This window comes from Anaeromyxobacter diazotrophicus, from assembly GCF_013340205.1.
GTDB lineage: Bacteria > Myxococcota > Myxococcia > Myxococcales > Anaeromyxobacteraceae > Anaeromyxobacter_A > Anaeromyxobacter_A diazotrophicus.
In genome coordinates, this window is sequence record NZ_BJTG01000005.1 from 372,384 (window position 1) to 393,659 (window position 21,276).

16 protein-coding genes are annotated in these 21,276 nt (G+C 75.5%); 6 read left to right on the forward strand and 10 right to left on the reverse strand.

Annotated elements, in window-relative coordinates; translation table 11 throughout:
* Positions 1–38: 38 nt before the first annotated feature.
* Genes HWY08_RS12675 through HWY08_RS12690 form a run of 4 tightly spaced genes read right to left on the reverse strand, consistent with a single transcriptional unit; the run spans position 39 to position 4,070 of the window.
* Complete coding sequence (locus HWY08_RS12675; RefSeq protein ID WP_308469072.1) at positions 39–791, reverse strand: amino acid ABC transporter ATP-binding protein; 753 nt, start codon at positions 789–791, stop codon at positions 39–41.
* Positions 788–1,876 carry an amino acid ABC transporter permease gene (locus HWY08_RS12680; protein WP_209005151.1) on the reverse strand — a complete coding sequence of 363 codons (1,089 nt, stop codon included), beginning with the start codon at positions 1,874–1,876 and terminating at the stop codon, positions 788–790. Before HWY08_RS12680 ends, HWY08_RS12675 begins: the two co-directional genes overlap by 4 nt.
* Positions 1,873–3,033, reverse strand: coding sequence for an amino acid ABC transporter permease (locus tag HWY08_RS12685; RefSeq protein WP_209005152.1), 1,161 nt, complete (start codon positions 3,031–3,033; stop codon positions 1,873–1,875). Before HWY08_RS12685 ends, HWY08_RS12680 begins: the two co-directional genes overlap by 4 nt.
* A 5-nt stretch (positions 3,034–3,038) precedes the next feature.
* Positions 3,039–4,070 carry an amino acid ABC transporter substrate-binding protein gene (locus HWY08_RS12690; RefSeq protein WP_176065675.1) on the reverse strand — a complete coding sequence of 344 codons (1,032 nt, stop codon included), beginning with the start codon at positions 4,068–4,070 and terminating at the stop codon, positions 3,039–3,041.
* 162 nt (positions 4,071–4,232) lie between these two features.
* Here HWY08_RS12690 and HWY08_RS12695 point away from each other — a divergent pair, with 162 nt between their 5' ends.
* The 5 genes from HWY08_RS12695 to HWY08_RS12715 all read left to right on the forward strand — a co-directional run bounded on the left by HWY08_RS12695 (position 4,233) and on the right by HWY08_RS12715 (position 12,339).
* Positions 4,233–5,075: an ATP-binding protein gene (locus tag HWY08_RS12695; RefSeq protein ID WP_176065677.1), complete on the forward strand. Its 843-nt coding sequence runs from the start codon at positions 4,233–4,235 to the stop codon at positions 5,073–5,075.
* An 81-nt stretch (positions 5,076–5,156) separates the two neighbouring features.
* Positions 5,157–8,564, forward strand: a complete 3,408-nt coding sequence (locus HWY08_RS12700; RefSeq protein ID WP_255499660.1) for a glycosyl hydrolase family 8 — start codon at positions 5,157–5,159, stop codon at positions 8,562–8,564.
* An 11-nt stretch (positions 8,565–8,575) separates the two neighbouring features.
* Complete coding sequence (locus HWY08_RS12705) at positions 8,576–10,759, forward strand: tetratricopeptide repeat protein (RefSeq protein ID WP_176065679.1); 2,184 nt, start codon at positions 8,576–8,578, stop codon at positions 10,757–10,759.
* A gap of 63 nt (positions 10,760–10,822) precedes the next feature.
* Positions 10,823–11,323 carry a phosphate-starvation-inducible PsiE family protein gene (locus HWY08_RS12710; protein ID WP_235969603.1) on the forward strand — a complete coding sequence of 167 codons (501 nt, stop codon included), beginning with the start codon at positions 10,823–10,825 and terminating at the stop codon, positions 11,321–11,323.
* Positions 11,324–11,448: 125 nt separating this feature from the next.
* Positions 11,449–12,339 (forward strand): alpha/beta fold hydrolase, encoded by an 891-nt coding sequence (locus tag HWY08_RS12715; RefSeq protein WP_176065681.1) that lies wholly within the window; start codon positions 11,449–11,451, stop codon positions 12,337–12,339.
* Between the two features lie 29 nt (positions 12,340–12,368).
* Here the strand turns inward: HWY08_RS12715 and HWY08_RS12720 are convergent, their stop codons facing one another.
* Positions 12,369–13,670 (reverse strand): serine/threonine-protein kinase, encoded by a 1,302-nt coding sequence (locus HWY08_RS12720; RefSeq protein WP_176065683.1) that lies wholly within the window; start codon positions 13,668–13,670, stop codon positions 12,369–12,371.
* A 465-nt stretch (positions 13,671–14,135) separates the two neighbouring features.
* Here HWY08_RS12720 and HWY08_RS12725 point away from each other — a divergent pair, with 465 nt between their 5' ends.
* Positions 14,136–14,618, forward strand: a complete 483-nt coding sequence (locus HWY08_RS12725; protein WP_176065685.1) for a hypothetical protein — start codon at positions 14,136–14,138, stop codon at positions 14,616–14,618.
* A gap of 49 nt (positions 14,619–14,667) precedes the next feature.
* Here the strand turns inward: HWY08_RS12725 and HWY08_RS12730 are convergent, their stop codons facing one another.
* From HWY08_RS12730 to HWY08_RS12750, 5 genes are all read right to left on the reverse strand, one after another.
* Positions 14,668–16,305: an ABC-F family ATP-binding cassette domain-containing protein gene (locus tag HWY08_RS12730; RefSeq protein WP_176065687.1), complete on the reverse strand. Its 1,638-nt coding sequence runs from the start codon at positions 16,303–16,305 to the stop codon at positions 14,668–14,670.
* 115 nt (positions 16,306–16,420) lie between these two features.
* Positions 16,421–17,632 carry a GDSL-type esterase/lipase family protein gene (locus HWY08_RS12735; RefSeq protein WP_235969604.1) on the reverse strand — a complete coding sequence of 404 codons (1,212 nt, stop codon included), beginning with the start codon at positions 17,630–17,632 and terminating at the stop codon, positions 16,421–16,423.
* A 4-nt stretch (positions 17,633–17,636) separates the two neighbouring features.
* Entirely contained in the window at positions 17,637–19,430 is a 1,794-nt protein-coding gene (locus tag HWY08_RS12740) for a cytochrome c biogenesis protein (RefSeq protein WP_176065689.1), read from the reverse strand.
* 1 nt (position 19,431) lies between these two features.
* Entirely contained in the window at positions 19,432–20,613 is a 1,182-nt protein-coding gene (locus HWY08_RS12745) for a cytochrome c biogenesis ResB family protein (RefSeq protein ID WP_235969605.1), read from the reverse strand.
* Complete coding sequence (locus HWY08_RS12750; protein ID WP_176065691.1) at positions 20,597–21,214, reverse strand: hypothetical protein; 618 nt, start codon at positions 21,212–21,214, stop codon at positions 20,597–20,599. Before HWY08_RS12750 ends, HWY08_RS12745 begins: the two co-directional genes overlap by 17 nt.
* Positions 21,215–21,276: the final 62 nt, after the last annotated feature.

Consider the following 21,276-nt stretch of genomic DNA (forward strand, 5'->3'; position numbering starts at 1 on the left):
TCGCGACCGCAGGGCGGGGGCTCGTCCCCCGCCGCGGCTCACCGCGGCAACACCTTGGCCAGGAAGTCGCGCGTGCGCTCGTGCTTCGGCGCAGCGAAGAACTCCGCCGGCGGCGCCTGCTCCACGATGCGGCCGGCGTCCATGAAGAGCACCCGGTCGGCCACCGAGCGGGCGAAGCCCATCTCGTGGGTGACCACCACCATGGTCATGCCGCCGCGCGCCAGCTCCAGCATGACGTCCAGCACCTCCTTCACCATCTCCGGGTCGAGCGCGCTGGTGGGCTCGTCGAAGAGCATGATGCGCGGCTGCATGCAGAGCGCGCGGGCGATGGCGACGCGCTGCTGCTGGCCGCCCGAGAGCTGGCCGGGGTGCTTGGCCGCCTGATCGCCGATCCGCACCCGCTCGAGCTGCTGCATGGCGCGCGCCTCGGCCTCGGCGAGCGGCAGCTTCAGCACGGTGTGCGGCGCGAGCGCCACGTTCTCGAGCACGGTGAGGTGGGGGAAGAGGTTGAACTGCTGGAAGACCATCCCCACCTCGCGGCGGATGCGCTCGATGGCGCGCAGGTCCTCGCTGAGCTCGACGCCGTCCACCACGACCGTCCCGGCGTCGTGCTCCTCCAGCCGGTTGATGCAGCGGATGAGGGTGGACTTGCCCGAGCCGGAGGGCCCGCAGATGACGATGCGCTCGCCGCGGCCGACGTCGAGGTCCACCCCGCGCAGCGCCTGGAACTTGCCGAAGGCCTTCGCGACGCCGCGCAGCTGGATGATGGGGTCCGCCCCGGAGCCGCTCACGCCCGCGCCTCCCGCGGGCGCCGGGCCCAGCCCCCGAGCCGCCGCTCCAGCCACTGGCTGTAGCGCGACAGCGCCAGGCACGCGACGAAGTAGACGGCGGCCACGAACAGGTACCCCTCCAGGAAGAAGCTGCGCCAGCGCGGGTCGCCGAGCGCGAGCCGCAGCGAGCCGGTGAGATCGTACATGCTGACCACGGTGACGAGCGAGGTGTCCATGAACATCGAGAGCAGGCTGTTCACGAAGCTGGGGATGACGAGCACCAGCGCCTGCGGGAGGATGACGCGGCGCTGCGTCTGCCAGTAGCCGAGCCCGAGCGACGCGGCCGCCTCGTGCTGGCCGCGCGGGAGCGCCTGGAGCCCGCCCCGGACCACCTCGGCCAGGTAGGCGGCCTGGAAGAGCGTCATGGCGATGCAGACGCGGCCGAGCGCGCCGAGGCCGAGCCCTTGCGGCAGCACCAGCGGGAAGACGAACGAGGCGACGAAGAGCACGGTGATGAGCGGCACCCCGCGCACCAGCTCGACGTACCCCGAGGCGAGGGTGCGGGCGAGCGGCAGCGGCGAGCGGCGCGCCAGCGCCAGCAGCACGCCGAGCGGGATGGAGGCGGTCATGGCCACCGCGGTGAGGAGCACGGTGAGCGGCAGCCCGCCCCACTCGCCGGTCTCGACGCGGCGCAGCCCGAGCGCGCCGCCGCCCATGAGGAAGAGGAAGGCGGCCATGACGAGCGCCCAGGCCGAGACGATCCAGCGCCGCCACAGCCGCGGCCAGGCGGTGGCGAGCAGCATGGCGAGGACGAGCGCGGTGGCGGCGAGCGGCCGCCACTGCTCGGCGTACGGGTAGCGGCCGAACAGGATGAGCCGGTGCTTCTCGGCCACGAAGCCCCAGCAGGCGGCGCGGTGGTCGAGCGCGAGGCAGGCGGCCTCGTCGGCCCGGAACACGGCACCGCCGACGGCCCAGTGGAACGCGCGGGCAGCCGCCCAGACCCCGAAGGCGCCGAGCAGCACCGTGCCGAACGCGCTCAGCGGCGTGGCGAACAGGTTCCGGCGCAGCCAGCCGGCGCGCGCGGGCGCGGCGAGGGGGTCGTTCACCGCTCCACCAGCGCCACCCGGCGGTTGTAGACGCCCATGCCGAGCGCGGTCAGGAGGTTCACGAAGAGGTAGACGGCCATGATGAGGACGATGCACTCCAGCGCCTGACCGTTCTGGTTGATGGCGGTGTTGGCGATCGAGACGAGGTCGGGGTAACCGATGACGACCGCCAGCGAGGAGTTCTTGGTGAGGTTCAGGAACTGGCTCGTGAGCGGCGGGACGATGACCCGCAGCGCCTGCGGCAGGAGCACCAGCCGGAGCGCCTGGCGCCGGGTGAGCCCGAGCGCCGCCGCCGCCTCGGTCTGGCCGTGCGGCACGGCCAGCACCCCGGAGCGGACGATCTCGGCGATGTAGGCGGCGGTGAAGCCGACGAGGCCGAGGAGCAGCGAGAGGAACTCCGGGGTGACGCCGCCGCCGCCCGCCACGTTGAAGGCGGTCACCTCGGGGACGTCGAGCGCGCGCGGCGCGCCGCCCAGCGCCCAGCCGGCGGCGGGGAGCGCCACGAGGAGCAGCAGCGCCGCCCAGCGCACCTGCGGCGTGTGGCCGGTCCGCTCGCGCCGGGCGCGCGCCCAGCGCAGGAGCGCCCAGGCCGCGCCGAGGCCCAGCGGGAGCGCGCCGAGCGCCAGGGCCCAGCCCCGCGCCCAGACCGGCGTCGGGTAGGCGAGGCCGCTCTTGGACAGGTAGACGTGCGGCGCGAGCTGGAGCGGGCTCGCCGCGTCGGGCAACAGCTCGGTGATGGAGACGTACCAGGCGAGGAGCTGCACCACGAGGGGGACGTTCCGCAGCACCTCCACGTAGGCGGTGGAGAGCCAGCGGGCGAGCGCGTTGCGCGAGAGGCGGCCCAGGCCGACCACCGTGCCGAGCAGGGTGGCGAGGACGATCCCGACCGCCGCCACCCGCAGCGTGTTGCCGAGGCCGGCCAGGAACGCCCACAGGTAGCTGTCCTGGGGCGTGAAGGGGACGGGCCCCTCGCCGATGTCGAAGCCGGCCGGCTCGGCGAGGAACCCGAACCCCGAGCGGATCTGCCGCGCCGCGAGGTTCTCGCGGGTGGTGACCGCCGCGCCCGCGGCGAGCGCCACCAGCGCCGCCGCGAGCGCGAGCTGGTACAGGCGCGCCCGGCCGGAGCGCGTCCTGAACGAGAGCGATGCGACCTTCACCGCGGCTATCGAACGGGCGGCGCGTACATGAGGCCGCCCTGCGTCCACAGCTTGTTCACGCCGCGCGGCAGGCCGACCGGCGTCTTCGGGCCGAGGTTGCGCTCGAAGCTGTCGCCGTAGGTGCCGACCTGCTTCACGATCCGGTACGACCACTCCTTGTCGAGGCCGAGCAGCTTGCCCGTGTCCTCGCCCACGCCCAGCATGCGCTGCACGTCGGGCGACTTGCTCGAGGTCCGGAGCTGGTCGGCGGTGGCCTGGGTGATGCCGTCCTCCTCCGCCTCGATCATCGCGAAGAGCGTCCAGCGGACGATCTGGAACCACTCGTCGTCGCCGCGGCGCACCGCCGGGCCGAGCGGCTCCTTCGAGATGACCTCCGGCAGCACCACCCAGTCGGACGGGTTCTGGGCGTGGGTGCGCGCGCCGGCGAGGTCGGACATGTCGGTGGTGTAGGCCTGGCAGCGGCCGGAGAAGAAGGCGGCCTGGATGGCCTCGGCGTTGTCGAACACCACCGACTTGTACTTGAGCCCGTGCGCGGCGAACCACTCGGCGACGTTCTTCTCGCTGGTGGTGCCCGCCTGCACGCACAGCTGCGCGCCGCCGAGCTTCTTGGCGCTGTCCACCTTGAGCTTCTTCGGCACCATGAAGCCCTGGCCGTCGAAGTAGTTGATGCCGGTGAAGACGATGCCGAGGGAGGCGTCGCGGGTGAGCGACCAGGTGGTGTTGCGGGAGAGGACGTCCACCTCGCCCGACTGCAGCGCGGTGAAGCGCTGCTGCGAGTTGAGCGGCACGAAGCGCACCTTGTTCGCGTCCTTCAGCACCGCGGCCGCGACCGCCCGGCACATGTCCACGTCGAGGCCGGTCCAGCGGCCCTGGCTGTCGGTGCCGGAGAAGCCGGCGCCGGAGGTGTTGACGCCGCACACCACCTCGCCGCGGTGGCGGACCGCGTCGAGGGTCTTGCCGGCGCGGGCGAGGCCCGGGGCGGTGGTGAGCGCCGCGGCCAGCGCGGCGAGGGTGACGGTCCTGCGCGAGAGCTCCATGGTCGTCTCCGTGAGCGTGCGCGCGCCAGGCTGCTCGCCTGGAGGGCGTGCGAGGAAGGGGTGCCGGGAGTCTATGTCACGGGCGTCCCGGTTGCGCCACCTCTCGACGGCGGGTCGACACCCCGCTGCGCGCGTGCTCTCCTCCCGGCGCGGAGGGGCGCCATGTGCCAGTTCTGCGTGCAGCACGGCGACGGCAAGCGGTGGTACCGCAACGCGCGGAACTACGCCCTGGACCTCGAGTCGGACCTCCAGCGGCGCGGCTACGTGGTCTCGTTCGTGCGCGACTTCGAGCGCACCCGCCGGACCGCGCTGGCCGGGCTCGGCGCGCTCCGGTACCTGCCGCGCCCGCTGCGCGAGGCCGCGAAGGAGCGCGTGTCGCTGCGGCAGCAGGAGGTGCACTTCGGGCAACCGGTGCCGCTCGAGCAGTGCGAGGAGATGCTGAAGCTCGCCACCCACATCACCCGGCTCCCCTGCGTCTGCCGCGGGGCGCTGCGGCCCGGCTCGGACGCGCCGTCGTGCTGCATCGTCGCGACGGTCACGCCCCACGACCAGCTCCTCGCCGACTGCTTCGCCGGCTACGCGGGCGGGCCGGCCTCCGAGGGGTTCGAGCGGCTCGACCTCGCGTGCGCCATGGCCTACCTGCGCCAGGCCGAGGAGCGCGGGCTCGCGCACACCGCCTGGACCTTCGGCACGCCCTTCATCGCCGCCCTCTGCAACTGCGACCTCCCGAGCGGCTGCCTCGCCCTGCGCATGCAGCTCCGCGAGGGCCTGCGGGTCATGTGGCGCGGCGAGGACGTGGCGCGCCTCGACCGCGAGCGCTGCAGCGGGTGCGGCCTGTGCGTCGAGCGCTGCCCGTTCGGCGCGCTGCGCCGGGTGGCCAAGGCGGAGGTCGCGCTCGACCGCGCCGCCTGCTGGGGCTGCGGCACCTGCCGCGCCGCCTGCCACCGCGGCGCGCTCGCGCTCGAGTCGCGCTCGGCGAGCGGGGACGTGGCGCGGCTCTGGTGAGCGGGGCCTCCCCCTCAGGGTGGCGGCCCCGTCGCAGGGGCTTGCTCGCCCGGCCGCCGGTGCACAATCCGTACGGGTCGCATGCTCCGGCCCGCCCTCCTCCTCGCCCTCGTCGCGACGCTCCTCGCCTGCGCGGGCGCCGGCCCCTCGCGGGGGCGCGCCGCGCGCGCCCGCGACGCGGACGAGCTGTCGGCGCTCTGGAGCTACTACCGGTTCGCGTTCGTCGAGGCGGGGCGGGTGGCGGCGCGCGACGAGGGGGACATCACCACCTCGGAGGGGCAGAGCTACGCGCTCCTGCGCGCGGTCTGGGCCGGCGACCGCGCCACCTTCGGCGAGGTGTGGCGCTGGACCCGCGAGCACCTCCAGGTCCGCCGCGGCGATCGGCTCCTCGCCTGGAAGTGGAAGGGCACCGTCGTCGACGAGAACGCCGCCACCGACGCCGACGTCGACGTGGCGCTCGCCCTGGTGCTCGCCGCGCGCCGCTTCTCCGACCCCGCTTACCAGCGCGAGGCGCTGGCGCTCCTGGACGACGTGTGGCGGCTCGAGACGGTGGAGGCCGGCGGCCGGCGCTGGCCCACCGCCGGGAACTGGGCGGCCGCCGAGCGCGTCCCCACGCTGCACGTCGGGTACCTCGCGCCCCACGCCTATCAGGTGTTCGCCGCGGTCGATCCGCGCCACCCGTGGAAGGACCTCGTGGCGAGCGCCTACGACGTCCTCCACTTCATCTACCTGGAGCAGGGCCTGGCCCTGCCGCCGGAGAAGCTCTGGCTCGATCGCGCCACCGGCCGGCTCCTCCTCGAGCACCCGCGCACGCACGAGCGCGCGGCCTTCGGCTACGACGCCGTGCCGCTCTTCTGGCGCGTCGCGGTGGACGCGGCCTGGTGGCACCGCGGCGAGGAGGCGCTCCGGGAGAAGATGCTGGAGCCCTTCGCCGCCGCCTGGCGGCGCGACCGGCGCATCGCCGATCGGTACGCGGTGGATGGCCGGCCGCTCTCGCAGCTCGAGGGGCTCCCGCAGCTCGCCTCGGTGCACGCGCTGGCGCTGGTCGAGGACGGGGCGCTCGCCGCGGAGCTGCGCCAGGAGAAGCTCGATCCGCTCTTCGCCCGGGCGCTGGCCGGGGAGGCGACGCCCTACTACCTGCACAACTGGCTCTGGTTCGACCGCGCCTTCGAGCTGGGGTCGGTGCGCCACTTCGACGAGGTGCTCGGCTTCCTGCGGCCGTTCGACTGGGAGGGGTTCCGCGACGCCTTCCCCGCCGTGCCGTTCACGCTCGTCCTCGCCCTCTACCCGCTGGCGCGGCGCTCCCGGCTGGCGCGGGCGCTCTTCGTGGCCGGGGCGCTCGCGCTCTGCGCGCGCTACCTCGCCTGGCGCGCCACGAGCACCCTCAACTTCGTCGAGCCGCTCGGCCTGGCGGTGAGCGGGAGCCTCCTCCTCGCCGAGCTGTACAGCTTCTCGACGGTGGTGCTCCTCCTCGTCCAGGTCGGCCTCTCGGGCGGCCGCTCGCGGCGGCCGCCGGCGCCCCCGCTCGGCGAGGGGGAGCCGCACCCCACCGTCGACGTGTTCGTCCCCATCTACTCCGAGTCGCTCGACATCCTCGACCGCACGCTCGCCGCCGCGACCGCGATGCGCTACCCGGCCTTCACCGTCCACGTCTGCGACGACAGCCACCGCGAGGAGGTGGCCGCCCTCGCGCGCGAGCACGGCGCGCGCTACCACCGGGGCCCGAAGCAGCACGCCAAGGCGGGGAACCTCAACGCCGCGCTGGCCGCGACCGAAGGGGAGCTGGTGGTGGTCTTCGACACCGACCACATCCCCACCGAGAGCTTCCTGGCGCGGACGGTGCCGCTCTTCCGCGACCCGCGGCTGGGCGCCGTCCAGACGCCGCACCACTTCTACAACGCCGACATCTTCCAGCGCGCCTTCGGGGGCGCCGCGCCCAACGAGCAGGACCTCTTCAACCACGGGATCCAGGCCGGGCGCGACGGCTGGGGCGGCGCCTTCTTCGTGGGGAGCGGCGCCGTGTTCCGGCGTTCCGCGCTCGCCTCGGTGGGCAACTTCAACCTCCTCAGCATCACCGAGGACATCCACACCAGCCAGAAGCTGCACGCGAAGGGGTGGCGCTCGGCGTTCGTGGACGAGGACCTGGCGGTGGGGCTCTCCGCCGAGAACCTGCAGAGCTACCTCGTGCAGCGGCGGCGCTGGATGCTGGGCTGCCTCCAGATCATGCTCCGCGACAACCCGCTCCTCCAGCGCGGGCTCACGCTCCGCCAGCGGCTCGGCTACTTCGCCTCGCTCTACTACTTCCTCTTCCCGCTGGCGCGGGTCGCGTTCTGGGCCACCCCGGCCTGGTTCCTGCTCTTCCACCTCCACCCGCTCTTCGCCGACCTCTCCGACCTGCTCGGCCACCTGCTGCCGGCGATGGTGCTCCTGCCGCTCGCCTCCACCGCCCTCCTGCCGGGCTGGCCGCGGCTCCTGTGGGGGGTCGTCTACGAGTACCTGGTGTGCTTCCCGCTCCTGCGCGCCACCTTCGACCTCGTCCTCCCCAGGCGGCTCGGCTTCAAGGTGACGCCGAAGGGGATCGTCTCCGGCCGGCGGGCCTTCGACCTCGGGTCCTCGAGGCTCACCCTGGCCGCGGCGGCGGTGATGCTCCTGGCCATCGGCAAGGGCTTCGCCGAGCTCGCCTGGTTCGGCATCGAGAAGGACGCCTACTTCTTCAACCTCTCGTGGGCGATCGCGAACCTGGTCGCGCTCGGCGCCGCGCTGCTCGTCGCCTGGGAGCGGCCGCAGCGCCGCGCCGAGGAGCGGGTCGCCCTGCGCCAGCAGGCCACCCTGCACGCGGCGGGGGTCGCGCTGCCGGTGACCCTCACCGACCTCGGCCTCGGCGGCGCGGCGGTGGAACTGCCCGCCGAGGCGCGCTGGCCGGAGCGAAGCGAGCTCGCCGTGGCCGTGCACGGGCGCGCTTTCCGGTTCCCGGCGCGCCTCGTCCGGTGCGAGGCGCGGGGGCGGGTGGCCCGGGCCGGACTCGCCTTCGACGCCCTCGCCGCCGGGGAGCGGCGGGCGCTGGTGCGCGCGCTCTTCGGCCGCGCCGAGACCTGGGCCCACGCCCACGACGCGCGGCCGCGCACGAGCGCCGGCATGGCGCTCGGGCTCCTCGGCGGGCTCGGCCGCTGCTTCGTCCCCTGGCGCGAGCGGCGGCGCCGCTCCTCGCGCCGGCGGGCGCTGGCGCTCCTCGACCTCGTCTTCGAGGGGGGCGCGGCCCGCGCGCTGGCGGTCGATCGCGGGCCGGGCGGGCTGGGCCTCCTCGTCCTGGCGCGCCAGCTGCCGGAGCTCGGCGAGCTGCCGCTGCTCGGGGAGGGGCCCGCGCCGCGCGCGCTGCGCGTCGTGCACCGCCGCCGCCTCGCGCCGTTCCTGTGGCGGCTCGGCCTCGCCGCCGCGCCCGCGCCCGCCGCGGCCCCCGCCGCTCACCTCACCGCCTACCTCGCCGCCTAGAGCCCGCCGCCATGCCCGCCCGCCTCGCCGCTGCCGCCGCCACCCTCCTCCTCGCCGCCGCCCCGCTCACGGCCTCGGCCGGCGTGAGCGAGCAGTGGTACCTGCTCCGGGGCCGCTCCAACATGAAGATCCAGAACTACCGGGCCGCCATCGAGGCGTTCCAGAAGGCGTACGAGCTCGACCCCGCCAGCCGCGAGGCCTCGCGCGGCCTGGCGCTCGCCTACGAGAAGAACGGGGAGACCGACCGCGCCATCGCCCAGCTCGATCGGTACCTGGCCCGCTTCGACGACGACCCCGAGCTGGCGTTCAAGCAGGCGCGGTGGCTGGGCTGGTCGCGCTACGGCTACCGGCGCGGCGACGCCATCCGGTACTACCGGATGGGCCTCGCGCGGCAGGACGATCCGGCGCGGCGCCGCGAGCTGGCGCGCCTGCTCGGGCGCGACCGCGCCACCCTCGACGAGGCGCTCGCCGCCTACCGCACGCTGCTCGCCGCGGCGCCGGGCGACGCGGCGCTCCGCGCCGAGTACCAGAAGCTGCTCCTGTGGGACCCGCGCCACCGGCCGGAGGCGATCGCGGAGCTCGGGCGCGACGCCGACGCCCACCCGGAGGACCCCGCGCGCGAGCTCCGGGTGGCCCGCCTCCTGGCCGAGGAGCCCGGCCGCGAGGTCGAGGCGGTCGACCGCTTCCGCCGCGCGCTGGCGCTCCGGGAGGACGCGCGGGCCGAGCTCGGGCTGGCGCGGGCGCTGGCGCGGGCCCACCGGCGCGGCGAGGCGCTCGACGCGTACGCGCGCGCGGTGGAGCTCGAGCCGCGCGACGCCAGCCTGCGGCTCGAGCGCGCCCGGGTGCTGGCGGGCGAGCGCGGGCGCCGCGCCGAGGCGCTGGCCGAGTACCGCCGCGTGCTCGAGGGGCGGCCCGGTGACAAGGCGCTCCGCCTGGAGTACGCGCGGCTCCTCGCCGCCGACGAGGGCGGGCGCGAGGCGGCGCTGGCGGAGACGCGGCGGCTCGCGGCCGAGGAGCCGCAGTCGCGCGAGGTGCGCCTCACCTACGCCCGGCTCCTCGGCGCGCGGCGCGAGACGAGCGAGGCGGCCATCGTCCAGTACGAGCGCGAGGCCTCGGCGCGACCGGAGAGCGTCGAGGCGCACGCGGGGCTCGCCCGCGCGTACGCCTGGAACGGCGACCCGGACCGCGCCCTCTGGCACGCCGACCGGGCGCTCGCGCGCGACCCGGAGCAGCCGGACCTGACCCGGCTCCGCGCCGAGCTGGGTCGGGGGCGGGAGAGCTGGCTGGGCGGCGCGGCGCGGGCGCTCTCCTCGCAGGCCGGCGGCAAGGAGCTGGCGGGCGTGCAGGGCGGGCTGCGCGGGTCGCGCGAGCTCACCCCGTTCGCCCGCGCCACGCTCGAGGGCGGCGGCGAGAGCTACGCCGGCGAGGGGCGCAGCGCCGCCGGGAGCCGGTTCGCGCTGGCGATGGAGGGGCGGCCGTCGACCGAGGCGCGCCTCGAGGGCGCGATCGCCTACGACGGGGTGCGCGCCGGCGCGGCGGCGGTGACCGGCCGCGTCGCCTTCGCCCGCGGCAGCGCCGCCGAGGGCTTCGGCCTCTTCGCCGAGCGGCGCGCGCGCCTCGACTCCTTCACCGCGTTCGCCGGCGCGCCCACCGGGCTCTGGGGCCTCGCCACCGAGAACGTCGCCGGCGCCTCGGTCGCCTTCCTGGCCGGGTCGCTGCAGGTGGAGCTGCGGCCGGAGGCGGGCGCGGTCACCCACGCGCGAAGCCCGGCCAACGGCTACCTCGGCGGCACCGCCACCGCCGCCCTGCCCCTCGCCGCCGGGGGGAGCTGGCGGCTCGCCGCCGCCCTCGAGGCGCGGGGCGCCCACTACGGCGAGGACCGCTCGGCGGTGGCGGGCGACGCGCTCCCCTCCGACGGCTACTTCAGCCCGTCGCTCTTCCTGGGCGAGACGGCGCGGGCGGTCCTCGTGGCCGAGGCGCCGCTCCGCTGGCGGTTCGAGCTCGCCCTCGGGCCGGCGCTCCAGCTCGTCCAGGGCGCGCCGGGCGAGGGGGTCCACCTGGGCGGCGACGCGCGGCTCGCGCTCTGGTGGCGCGCCGGCGACCGCCTGTGGTGGAGCGTCGCGGCGAGCGGCGAGCAGGTGGGGGCGTCGTACACGAGGATCGGCGGCGAGGCGGCGCTGGCGGCCTACTTCTGAGCGGCGGCGGCGCCCCCTCCGAGACGGGTGGTGGGGCGCCTCCGGCGCGAAAGGGAACGTGGCGTGGCCGAGCCCCTGACCGAGACCGCGAGCGAGCGCGGCGTCCGCAAGGCCGTCTCGACCGGCTTCTCCGCCGTGCAGGACTTCGTCTACGTGGCGCTGGGCGTCCTCCTGTCGGTGGCGGCCGGGCTGCTGCTCGTGCAGGCCGCGGTGGCGATCCTGGCCGCGGCGCAGGCGCGGGACGTCCGCGCGGTCGTGAACGTGCTCGACCGCGTGCTCTTGGCGCTCATGATCGCGGAGCTGCTCTACACCGTGCAGGTGTCCTTCCGGGAGCACGCGCTCATGCCGCAGCCGTTCCTGCTCGTGGCGCTCATCGCGGCGGTGCGGCGCATCCTGGTCGTCACCGCCGAGTTCAGCGCGCAGACGCGCCTGCAGGACGAGGCGTTCCGGCAGGTCATGTGGGAGCTCATGCTGCTCACGGCGCTCATCGTGGTGCTGGTCGGCGCCCTCGTCATCCTGCAGCGGAGCGCGCCGGAGCGGGCGGCGCGGTCGCATCACGGGTGAGCGTGGGTCCGCTCGCGGGTCCGCGTCGGCCGCGCCGCGGGAGCACGCGGCGGGGATGCGAGCCTGGGCGCCGGGCTCGACGCGTCGTGACGCAGCGTGCAACATGGACGTGAAGGAGCCACGACATGCGCCTCCGCCTCGATCCGACCCTGGCCGCCCTTCTCGCCATGGCCTGCTCACACCCCGGTCCTTCCCTGGCCCCGGCCGCTCGCTCCGTGGCTGGAGAGCGCCTCTCCTTCGTGGAGGGCACCGCGGGCTCGCTGCGCGTCTCGGACGGCGGGCAGGGCGACCCGGCGGTCGTCTTCCTCCACGGGCTCGGCTCCGACCTCGAGGTCTGGCGCCCGCAGCTCGATCACCTGCGGGCGAGCCGCCGCGTCGTCGCGTACGACCAGCGCGGTCACGGCGCGTCCGGGAAGCCCCGCGACGGCGTCTACACGCTCGAGGCGCTGGCGGCGGATCTCGAGGCGGTGCGGCGCGCGCTCGGCCTGGAGCGGTTCGTCCTCGTCGGTCACAGCCTGTCGGGCGCGGTCGTGACGACCTACCTGGGCGCCCACCCGGAGGTGGTCGTCGGGGCCGTCTACGTGGACGCGGCCGGCGACTTCCACGGCGTCGCCCGCGAGCGGCTCCAGGAGGTCGTCGACCGCGAGGCATCGCCGTCGTTCGGGGCGAGCGCGCGGCGGGCCGACTTCGCCGAGGCGCTGGGCCCGCGGGCGCGGCCCGCCACGCGTCAGACGGTCCTGGCCTCGCTCGAGCGGATGGACCCCGCGGCCTTCGCGCCGCTGCGGCGCGCGCTGTTCGAGCTCCGCGACGCGCGCGCCCGCTTCGCGAGCCATCGAGGGCCGGCGCTGGCGATCGAGGCGGCGGAGAACCCCTACGCCTCGACGATGGCGGGTGCCGTGCTCGGGCTGCCGCGCGTCGAGGTCCGCGGCGTCTCGCACTGGCTGCAGCTCGACGACCCGGACGCCGTGAACCGCGCGCTCGACGCCTTCCTGGCGCGCCTCGCGAGCACGCCCTGAGCTCGGGCGGCGGTTCCCTCTCCCCAGCCTCACCGGACCGCGACGCGGGCCTGCCGCGTGGCGCGCAGGGCCTCCTCGACCGCCGGGCCGGTGCAGCGCCACTCGCTCCAGCTCGCGCGCGCGGCCGCCTGGGCCCGGGTGAGCTCGGGGAGGAGGCGGGGTTCGCGGAGGGCGGCGAGCCGCTCGGCGGCCGCGCGGCGCGTGTCGCAGCTGCCGGCGTGGAGCAGGTCGAGGGCGTAGACGCGGGCGAAGTCGATCCGGTCGCGCGCGCCGCGCGCCTCCAGCGCCCGCACCGCGTTCCAGCGCGGCCAGTACCGTGGGCTCCGCGTCAGCTCCGCGAGCGCGTCATCGAGGCCGGGGAGCCGCGCCAGCACCGCCGCCAGCGCGCGGCGGTCGTCGCCGCGCGCGGCGAGCGCGAGGGCGTTCTCGCGGAGCCGGGGGTCGCGGCCGAGCGCCGGTCGCGCCGCGAGCGCCGCCTCGTACCGCCGCAGGCACTCGCCGTAGGCGCGTCCCGCGCAGGCGACGTCGCCGCGCAGCTTCTCGGCGACGGGGCCGGCGCCGCCGCGGCGCTCGGCCTCGCGGAGCAGTCGGCGCGCCCCGTCGAGGTCGCGCGCCTCGAGCCGCGCGGCCACCGCCCGCTCCAGGGCGCCGGGGCGGCGCGCCAGCGCCAGGGCTCCGCCGGCCACGAGCGCCACCGCCGCGGCGGCGGCCAGGGCGCGCCGCCGGGTGGCGAGGCGGCGCAGCGCGAGCGCGCCCCAGGTGCGCGGCGCCGGCGCCGGGACCTCGACCGGTCGCGCGGGGCGAGCGGGCTCCGGGGCGCGGGCCTGGGGCGCGAGCAGGGGAGAGGAGCGCGCCCCCTGGGGTCGCCGGCTCGCCTCGCCGAGCGCCCGCGCCAGCGCCGCGGCGCTCGGGCGCCAGCGCGCGCGCCGCGAGCTGGCGCGGCGGAGCAGCCGCGCGACCCGCGGCGGCACCGCTGCGCCCAGCGCGAGCGCCGGGCGGTGCAGGCCGGCGTGCACCGCCTCCTCCACGCTCGCCGGCGTCTCCCGCGGGCGCCCCGCGAGGAGCTCCGCGACCACCAGCGCCAGCGCGTGGACGTCGGAGGCGCGGGTGGCGCCGCGCCCGCGCAGGAGCTCCGGCGCCGCGCAGGCGAGCGCGTCGAGGTCGGCCTCCGGCGCGGGCAGGGTGCCGGTCGGCGCAGGCACCTCCCGCAGCGCCAGCCTGCCACCCTCGCGGAGGACATTCCCGCGGTGGATCCGCCCGTGGACCCGACCCTCGCGGTGCAACGCCGCCAACGCCGCCGCGAGCTCGGCGGCGGCGGCGAGCGGATCCACGGGTGGCTCGGTCCAGAGCGGGCCCGCGCCATGGCTGAGCAGCGTGCCCCCCACGCCGCGAAGCTAGGCGCTCGCCGCCCGCCCTGCATGCGACCGGGCGGGGGCTCGCTCGGAGTGGCTGCGCCCGATGGGGCGTCCCGGCGGGAGCTGGAGCTCCAGGGCCTCGCTGCGCGAGAGAGGCCCAGCGCGGGGATCACGCAGCGTGAATGCCCGGGAGCTGGTGCGGCGGCCGAGCGGTGCGAGGCGCTCGACGTCGCTGCCCGGCGGCAACGGACGGCGATCGCCTCTCTGCCGCGGCGCCGTTCGCGCGCTCGGAGCGCGCGCCTGGCGTGAGCGCCGCCGTACGTGCCCGCGCCGATCGACCCGGCCGCCGCGCGTCTTGGTGAGCGCATCCCTACGCTACGCCGTCGGCGCGGGCCGGCGGCCCGCGGCCGCGAAGGAGGTACGCACATGAGGTCGCTTCCGATGGGTAGGGCCGTCGCGCTGTGCGGGCTGTTCACGCTCGCGAACCCAGGCCGCGCCGCCGGCGCCCGCGAACCGAGCGCTGCCGGCGCGGCGCAGGGCGCCGGGGCGGAGCAGGAGGTGAAGGGGCCGGTGCAGCTCCTCGATCCCGCCACCCGCACGCTGCACCTCAAGAACAGCAGGCTCACGCTGCACCTCGACGGCGACACCCAGGTCACGCGGGACGGCCGGGTGGCGACCCTCGCCGAGGTGAACGAGGGGGACGAGGTGCGCGCCAGCTGCTCGGGCGCGGGCGACGACGTGAGCGTGAGCCGGCTCGAGCTCGGCAGCCCGGGGGCGGCGCCGCCGCTCGCCGGCGGACCATCGCGCGGCGAGGACCGCTCGGGCGCGAGGAGCGAGGTCGATCCGAAGCTCTCGGCGCCGAGCGGCTCGGTGTCCGGGCAGAGCGGCCGCCAGACCATGCCGGTGCAGGTGAAGCAGCGCTGATCGCCGGGCCGGGCCGCGGGGGACCGCGGGCGTCGCGCGCAGCGACCCCTCAGCGCGCGACGGCGGCGGCGCGCAGCCCCGGCGCCTCGCGCCCGGTGCTCGCCACGTACTCGGAGTAGCCGCCGCCCCAGGCGCGCGCGCCCTCCGGCCCGAGCTCGAGGACGCGGTTCGAGAGCGCGGCCAGGAAGCGCCGGTCGTGCGAGACGAACAGCATCGTCCCCTGATAGCCGGCGAGCGCCTGGACCAGCATCTCCTTCGTGCCGACGTCGAGGTGGTTGGTCGGCTCGTCGAGGACGAGGAAGTTGGGCGGGTCGTAGAGCAGGTGGGCGAGGACGAGCCGCGCCTTCTCGCCGCCGGAGAGCACCCGGCAGCGCTTCTCGATCTCGTCGCCGGAGAAGCCGAAGCAGCCGGCCAGCGAGCGGAGCGAGCCCACCGAGGCGCGCGGGAAGGCCTCCTGCAGGCTGTCCCAGACGGTCTGGTCGGGGGAGAGCAGCTCCATCGCGTGCTGGGCGAAGTAGCCCATCTTGACGCTCGCGCCGACCGCCACCGCGCCGGCGTCCGGCTCGACGGCGCCGGCGACGAGCTTGAGGAGGGTGGACTTGCCGGCGCCGTTCGCGCCCAGCACGCACCAGCGCTCGCCGCGCCGGACGAGCAGGTCGAGCCCGTCGTGCACCTTGCGGCTGCCGTACTGCTTGGAGACGCCGGCGATCTTGACCACGTCGTCGCCCGAGCGCGGCGCGGGCCGGAACTCGAAGACGGTGGTCTTGCGCGTCTTGGGCGGCTCGACCTTCTCGATCTTGTCGAGCTTCTTCACCCGCGACTGCACCTGCGCCGCGTGCGAGGCGCGCGCCTTGAAGCGCTCGATGAAGGCGAGCTCCTTCTTGAGCATCGCCTGCTGCCGGTCGAACTGCGCCTGCTGGTGGCGCTCGGCGATGGCGCGCTCGCGCTCGTAGAAGTCGTAGTCGCCCTGGTAGCTCGTGAGCTCGCCGGCGTCGATCTCGACGATGCGCGAGACCACCCGGTTCATGAACTCGCGGTCGTGCGAGGTCATGAGGATGGCGCCCTGGAACGCCTTCAGGAACTCCTCCAGCCAGATGATCGACTCGAGGTCGAGGTGGTTGGAGGGCTCGTCGAGCAGCATCACGTCGGGCCGCATGAGGAGGATGCGCGCCAGCGCGACCCGCATCTTCCAGCCGCCGGAGAGCGCGCCCACGTCGCCGTCCATCATCTCGGGCGAGAAGCCCAGGCCGGCCAGGATCTCGCGGGCGCGCGCCTCGAGCGCGTAGCCGCCCAGCTCGTCGAAGCGCGCCTGCACGTGCCCGAAGCGCTCGACCAGCGCCTCCAGCTCGTCCGCCCGCTCCGGATCGGCGAGCGCCAGCTCGAGGTCGTGGAGCTCCTTCGCCACCTGCGACACCGGCCCGGCGCCGTCCATCGTCTCCGCCACCGCGGTGCGGCCGGCCATCTCGCCCACGTCCTGGCTGAAGTGGCCGATGGTGACGCCGCGGTCGATCGAGACCTGCCCCTCGTCCGGCTGCTCCTCGCGCGTGATGAGGCGGAAGAGGGTGGACTTGCCGGCGCCGTTCGGGCCGACCAGGCCGACCTTCTCGCCGCGCTGGAGCGTGGCCGAGGCCTCGAGGAAGAGGATCTGCTGCCCGTGCTGCTTCGCGATGGCGTCGAGGCGGATCAAGGGCGCGCCATGTAGCACGCCGCGGCGGGCGGGGCCAGCCCGCGGGGGCGCCTACCGCGACGCCACCAGGCAGGCGGGCGGGCGCTGCCCCGGGGCGGCCGCCGCCGGCGGCGGGCTACCGCGCCGCCACCGCGCCGGCCGGCGGGTAGAGCGGCGCCACCGCCTCCGCCCACAGCCGGCTCATCTCGACCGCGCCGCGGTCGTCCGGGTGGAGGCCGTCCGCGAGCTGCTCGGGGTGGTCCCGGAACCAGGCGTAGAGGTCGGGGCCAGGGAGGAGGCCGAGCGTGGCGGTCACCTCGTCCACCACCGCGTTGAGCCGGGCCGGGTAGTCGACCGGCGAGCCGGGGCGGAACGGGATGCGCGGGACGATCGCGATCCGGCCGGCGGCGCGCACGCGGCGGATGGCCTCCACGAGGTCGGCCCGGAAGGCGGCCGGGTCGCCGTCGTTCGAGCCGAAGCCGAGCACCACCACCCGCGCCTCCGGCAGGAGCGCCAGCACCTCGTCCACCAGGCGCGGCGCGTCGCGGTGGTGCAGGCTGCCCTGGCCGGCGGAGACCATGGCCGGGAAGTAGCCGGGGTGCCGCGCCGCCACCGCCTCCGCGAAGCTGGGCTGGTGCGCCGGGGCGCGGTCGAACACGGTCGAGGTGATGCTGTCGCCGAGGAAGACCCAGCCGTCGGTGCCGCCCCGCGACAGGTCGTGCACGTCGATCTCGTCGAGGAAGAGGCCCCAGGGGTTCATGGGCTCGGGGAGGCGCGTCACCACCAGCCGGACCCAGCGTTGATGGTGGAAGTCCAGCGCGTGGGCGCGGGCGCGCACCGGGTTGCCGGTCACCGACACGGCGGTGCGCCAGTGGCCGTCCGCGCCGTCGCGCGAGTCGGCCGAGGTCTCGATGCGGTAGTCGGCGGGCGCGCCGTTCACCTGGTCGCGCCAGTCGTGGTTGCCGGAGGAGGTGAAGGAGAGGAGCAGCCGGTCGTGGCCGCCGCCCACCTCGATCGCCACCCACGCCGGGGCCGCCGGCGTGGGGTGCCCGCCGCACCAGACGGCGGAGGTGCGGTAGCGGCCGTCCACCAGCACCTCGCCGCCCGGCGGGCGCGAGGCGACGCGGCGGCCGCGCGAGACGAGCGGCGCCGGCGCGAGCGGCCCGCCGAAGCGATCCGGCGGGGGCGGCGGGGCGTAGGGGGGGAGCCGGCCCGCCCAGGCCCCGACCGCCGCCGCGAGCGCGAGGCCCAGCGCGAGCGCGGCGAGGGACCGCGCGCGCCGCGGCGCGGCGGGCGGCCGCGGGCGGAGCACCTGCCCGCCGCGGCCGGTCGAGAGCGCCGGGCGCACCCCGCTAGGCCGGCTTCACCGCGCCGGGCCGGCCCTGCACCGCCGCCGCCCAGAAGCGCCGCGGCGCGAGGCAGAGCGCCATGAGCACGAGCTGCGTCCCGATGAAGGCGGCCAGCGCCCAGAACGCCTTGTCCATGAAGCCGTAGGAGTGCAGGCCGACGCCGAGCATGTTCACGCCGAACCAGGAGAGGCTGGTGATGACGTTGCCGAAGATCGCCATCGCCATGATCCCGCGCTCGCGCACGTAGCCGCCCCAGCGCGCGTGCAGGATGATGGCGTTCCACAGCACGATGAGCAGCGCGCCGTTCTCCTTGGGGTCCCAGCCCCAGAACCGGCCCCAGGACTGGTCGGCCCAGATCCCGCCCAGCACGGTGCCGATGAAGCTGAAGAAGAGCGCGAAGCAGATGATGCCGTAGGCCATGGCGACGAGCGTCTTCGAGGTGGCCGGCTCGACGCGCGGCGCGAGGTGCTGGCGCAGCGTGTAGAAGATGGCGATGGCGCCGGCGAGGAAGGTGCCGCTGTAGCCGATGGTGATGGTCACGACGTGGGTGGCGAGCCAGAAGTTCGAGTCGAGCACCGCCCGCATCATCTCCATCGTGTCGCCGTCGCCGGAGAGGTGGTGCGCCACGATGAGCGAGGCGAAGCCGCTCGCCGCCGCCACCGCGGTGCCGAAGCCCTTGCGGTACATCCGCTCCAGGACGACGCCCAGCACCACCGCCCCCCAGCCCACGAACACGGCCGAGGAGTAGAGGTTCGTCACCGGCGGGCGGCCCTGCAGGATGACGCGCGAGACGAGGCCGAGCGTGTGGACGAGCGCCCCGGCCACGAGCAGCCCGAAGGCGGCGCGCTGGAAGAAGGCCGGCTTCCACAGCCAGGAGACGAAGACCGCCAGCAGCGCCAGCACGTAGATGACCATGCCCACGTAGAAGGGCTGGGCGCGGTTGAAGATCACCTCGTGGCCGGTGAGGCGGAGCGCCTCCGGCTGCGCCGAGGAGACGAGCGCGGTGAGCTCGGTCACGGCGCCGTTGAAGGTGGGCGCGTCCTGCCGCGCCCAGGCCTCCCCGAGCCGCCCCCAGGCGGCGAGCTGCGGGTCGACCGCCGGGGCGGCGGCCCCGGTGCGGAGCGCGTCGCCGACGCTGCGCCACACCTCGGCGCGCGCCCCCGCCGCCGGCAGGATGGGCCGGAAGAAGGCCACCTCCGCGAGCTCCTGCTGCCGGGCGGCCGCGCCCGGCGAGGCGCGCCCGGCGATCTCGGCGGTGAGGCCGGGGGTGCCGGCGAGCTGCATGGTGTTGCGCAGCTTCCAGTACAGGAAGACGCGGTCGAACAGGTTCACCACCGCCGACTGGAAGCGCGTGCGCTGCTTCGCGTCGATGGCGTGGGCCGCCTGGGCCTGGCGCTGGATCTCCTCCAGGTGCGGGGCGATGACGGCGAAGGAATAGTACCGCTCCGCGGTCTGCTGCAGGCCGAGCAGGCCCAGCACCTCCGGGTCGTTGATGACGAAGGAGGGCATCCGGTCCGCCTCCTGCGGCCGGAACATGAGGTCGAGCAGCCACTCGTCGGCGGAGACGGTGCGCCCCTCGAAGCGGAAGCTCTGCTGGCTCCGGATCATGAGGAGCGAGTTGCGCGCCACCGAGTCCACCGGCTTGAGCCGGCCGCCTTCCAGCACCGGCAGGCGCGAGAACCCGTCCTGATCGGTCCCGGCCACGCGCCCGGGGGGCGCGACCACCACCAGCGCCGCCGCGAGCGCGAGGCCGCCCGCCACCCAGGGCGCGAGCTTCACGAGGTCGAGCTTCTTCATGTCACGCCCCCTGCGCGGCGGCGCCGCGCCGCCTCATGGACCGCCTGAGCGCGATCCCGAAGTGCACCACCAGCCCGGCCGCCACCAGCACGCACGCGATGTACGGGATGAGCCAGCCGGGGTTGTCCACCACCTGCAGGATCGACAGGGTGTCGCCCTTGCCGAAGCTCGCCTGGTAGAAGGCCTTCCCGTCGTAGCGCAGCGGCTGGTTCATGTAGATGAGGACGTCGCGCTCCTCGCCGCGCCGCGGGTTCGACAGGTGCACCAGCGAGGAGAAGTTCTTGGGGATGTCGGTCCCCGGGTAGACGTCGTGGCTGAACTTCTTGAGCGTGATGGCGTAGGGCAGGTACTGGCGCTGCTGCCGGAGCTGCAGCCGGTAGGTGCGCCCCTCGTGGATGAAGGCCTGCGGGGCGCCGAGCACGTTCGACACGAGCCAGGTGCCGTAGCTGCGCCCGCCCGCCACCGGCTCCACGTAGGCGGCCGAGCGGTTCATGTCGTCGTCGCTGGTGACGGGCGGCATCTCCCGCACCGCCACCCCCACCCCGACCCCGGCGGTGGCGGGCGTGGGCGGGTCGGCCGGGCCGCGGTTCACGAGCTCCGCGTTCTGGTACCAGCCCTTCACCCGCAGGGTGAGCGGCGTGCCCGGCACGGCCACGTCGCCGCCGCGCGCGAGCAGCGCCTCCGGGACGCCGTAGACGTCGTCGTGCGCCGGGTCGGTCACGTCCACCACCGCCAGCTCGAGGCCGCGCTGCCGCTCGACGAAGTTGAGGGTCTGCCCCTGCTCGATGGCGAGCCGCGACTCGACCTGGAAGGCGCTGGTCGCGAACTCGCCGGCGAAGAGCAGGATGAGCCCGGCGTGGACGATCCAGAGCCCCGCCTTCCTCCACGACAGCTCGAGCCGCCGGCCCTGGGCGACGATGAGGTTCGCCGCCAGGACGAGCCCCACCAGCGCGCCGCCGGGGAAGACCGCCACCGACCAGCCGGTGCCCGGCACCTCGGCCCAGACGAGGAAGCTGCGGATGTACTGGTTCACCGCGCCGTAGGTGCCGAGGCTCACCTGCGCCAGCGTGCAGGCCACCACCAGCACCATGAGCGCCGCCAGGCACACGATGGTGAGCTTCAGCGAGGTGAGGACGTCGAGCAGCGTCCTCGCCACCGACTTCAGGCTAGCTTGCGTCGTCAAGGCGGAGGCTCTCCAGCAGGCGGAGGAACTGGGCGCGGGCGGCCGACACCGGCTGCTCGTCGCCCGTCATCTTGAGGAACCAGGTGCTGCCGCCGGCCTCGGCCAGGCCGGCCACGACGCGGCTCTTCTGCTGGCCGTCGCTGGTGAAGTCGTAGACGGCGAGCGGCCCGGCCTTGGTCGAGACCGTCCGGCGCGCCTTCGCCATCGCGGCCTCGTCGAGCGGCGGCAGGCCGATCTGGTTGCGCCAGCGGTTCACGTTGGCGAGCTCGCCGCCGGCCGGGCCGGGCAGCACCACCACCGAGACGTCGAGCTTGCCCGTGACCGGGGTCTTGAGGGTGGCGTAGCGCATCCCGCCGGTGAGCGACTGCGTCCAGCCGGACGGCAGGGTCCAGGTGAGCCGCGCCGCGCCCGACGGCGGCGGCGGGGGCGGCACGTCGCCCGCCATGCCGGGCGGCGCGGAGGTGACCGCGGCCGAGGTGAGGCCGGCCGGCGCCTCCTCCTTCTCCTTGGGTACGCGGTAGTGGGTGACCTCGTCCCTGCGGCACCCTCCGGCGAGGAGGAGCGCGAGCGCGGCGGCGGAGCTGGCGGCTTTGACGTTCATCAAACCTCAACAACGTGGGAAGGCCTTGGTTTCTTCACGCGTCGCCGCGGGCCGCCCCGGCG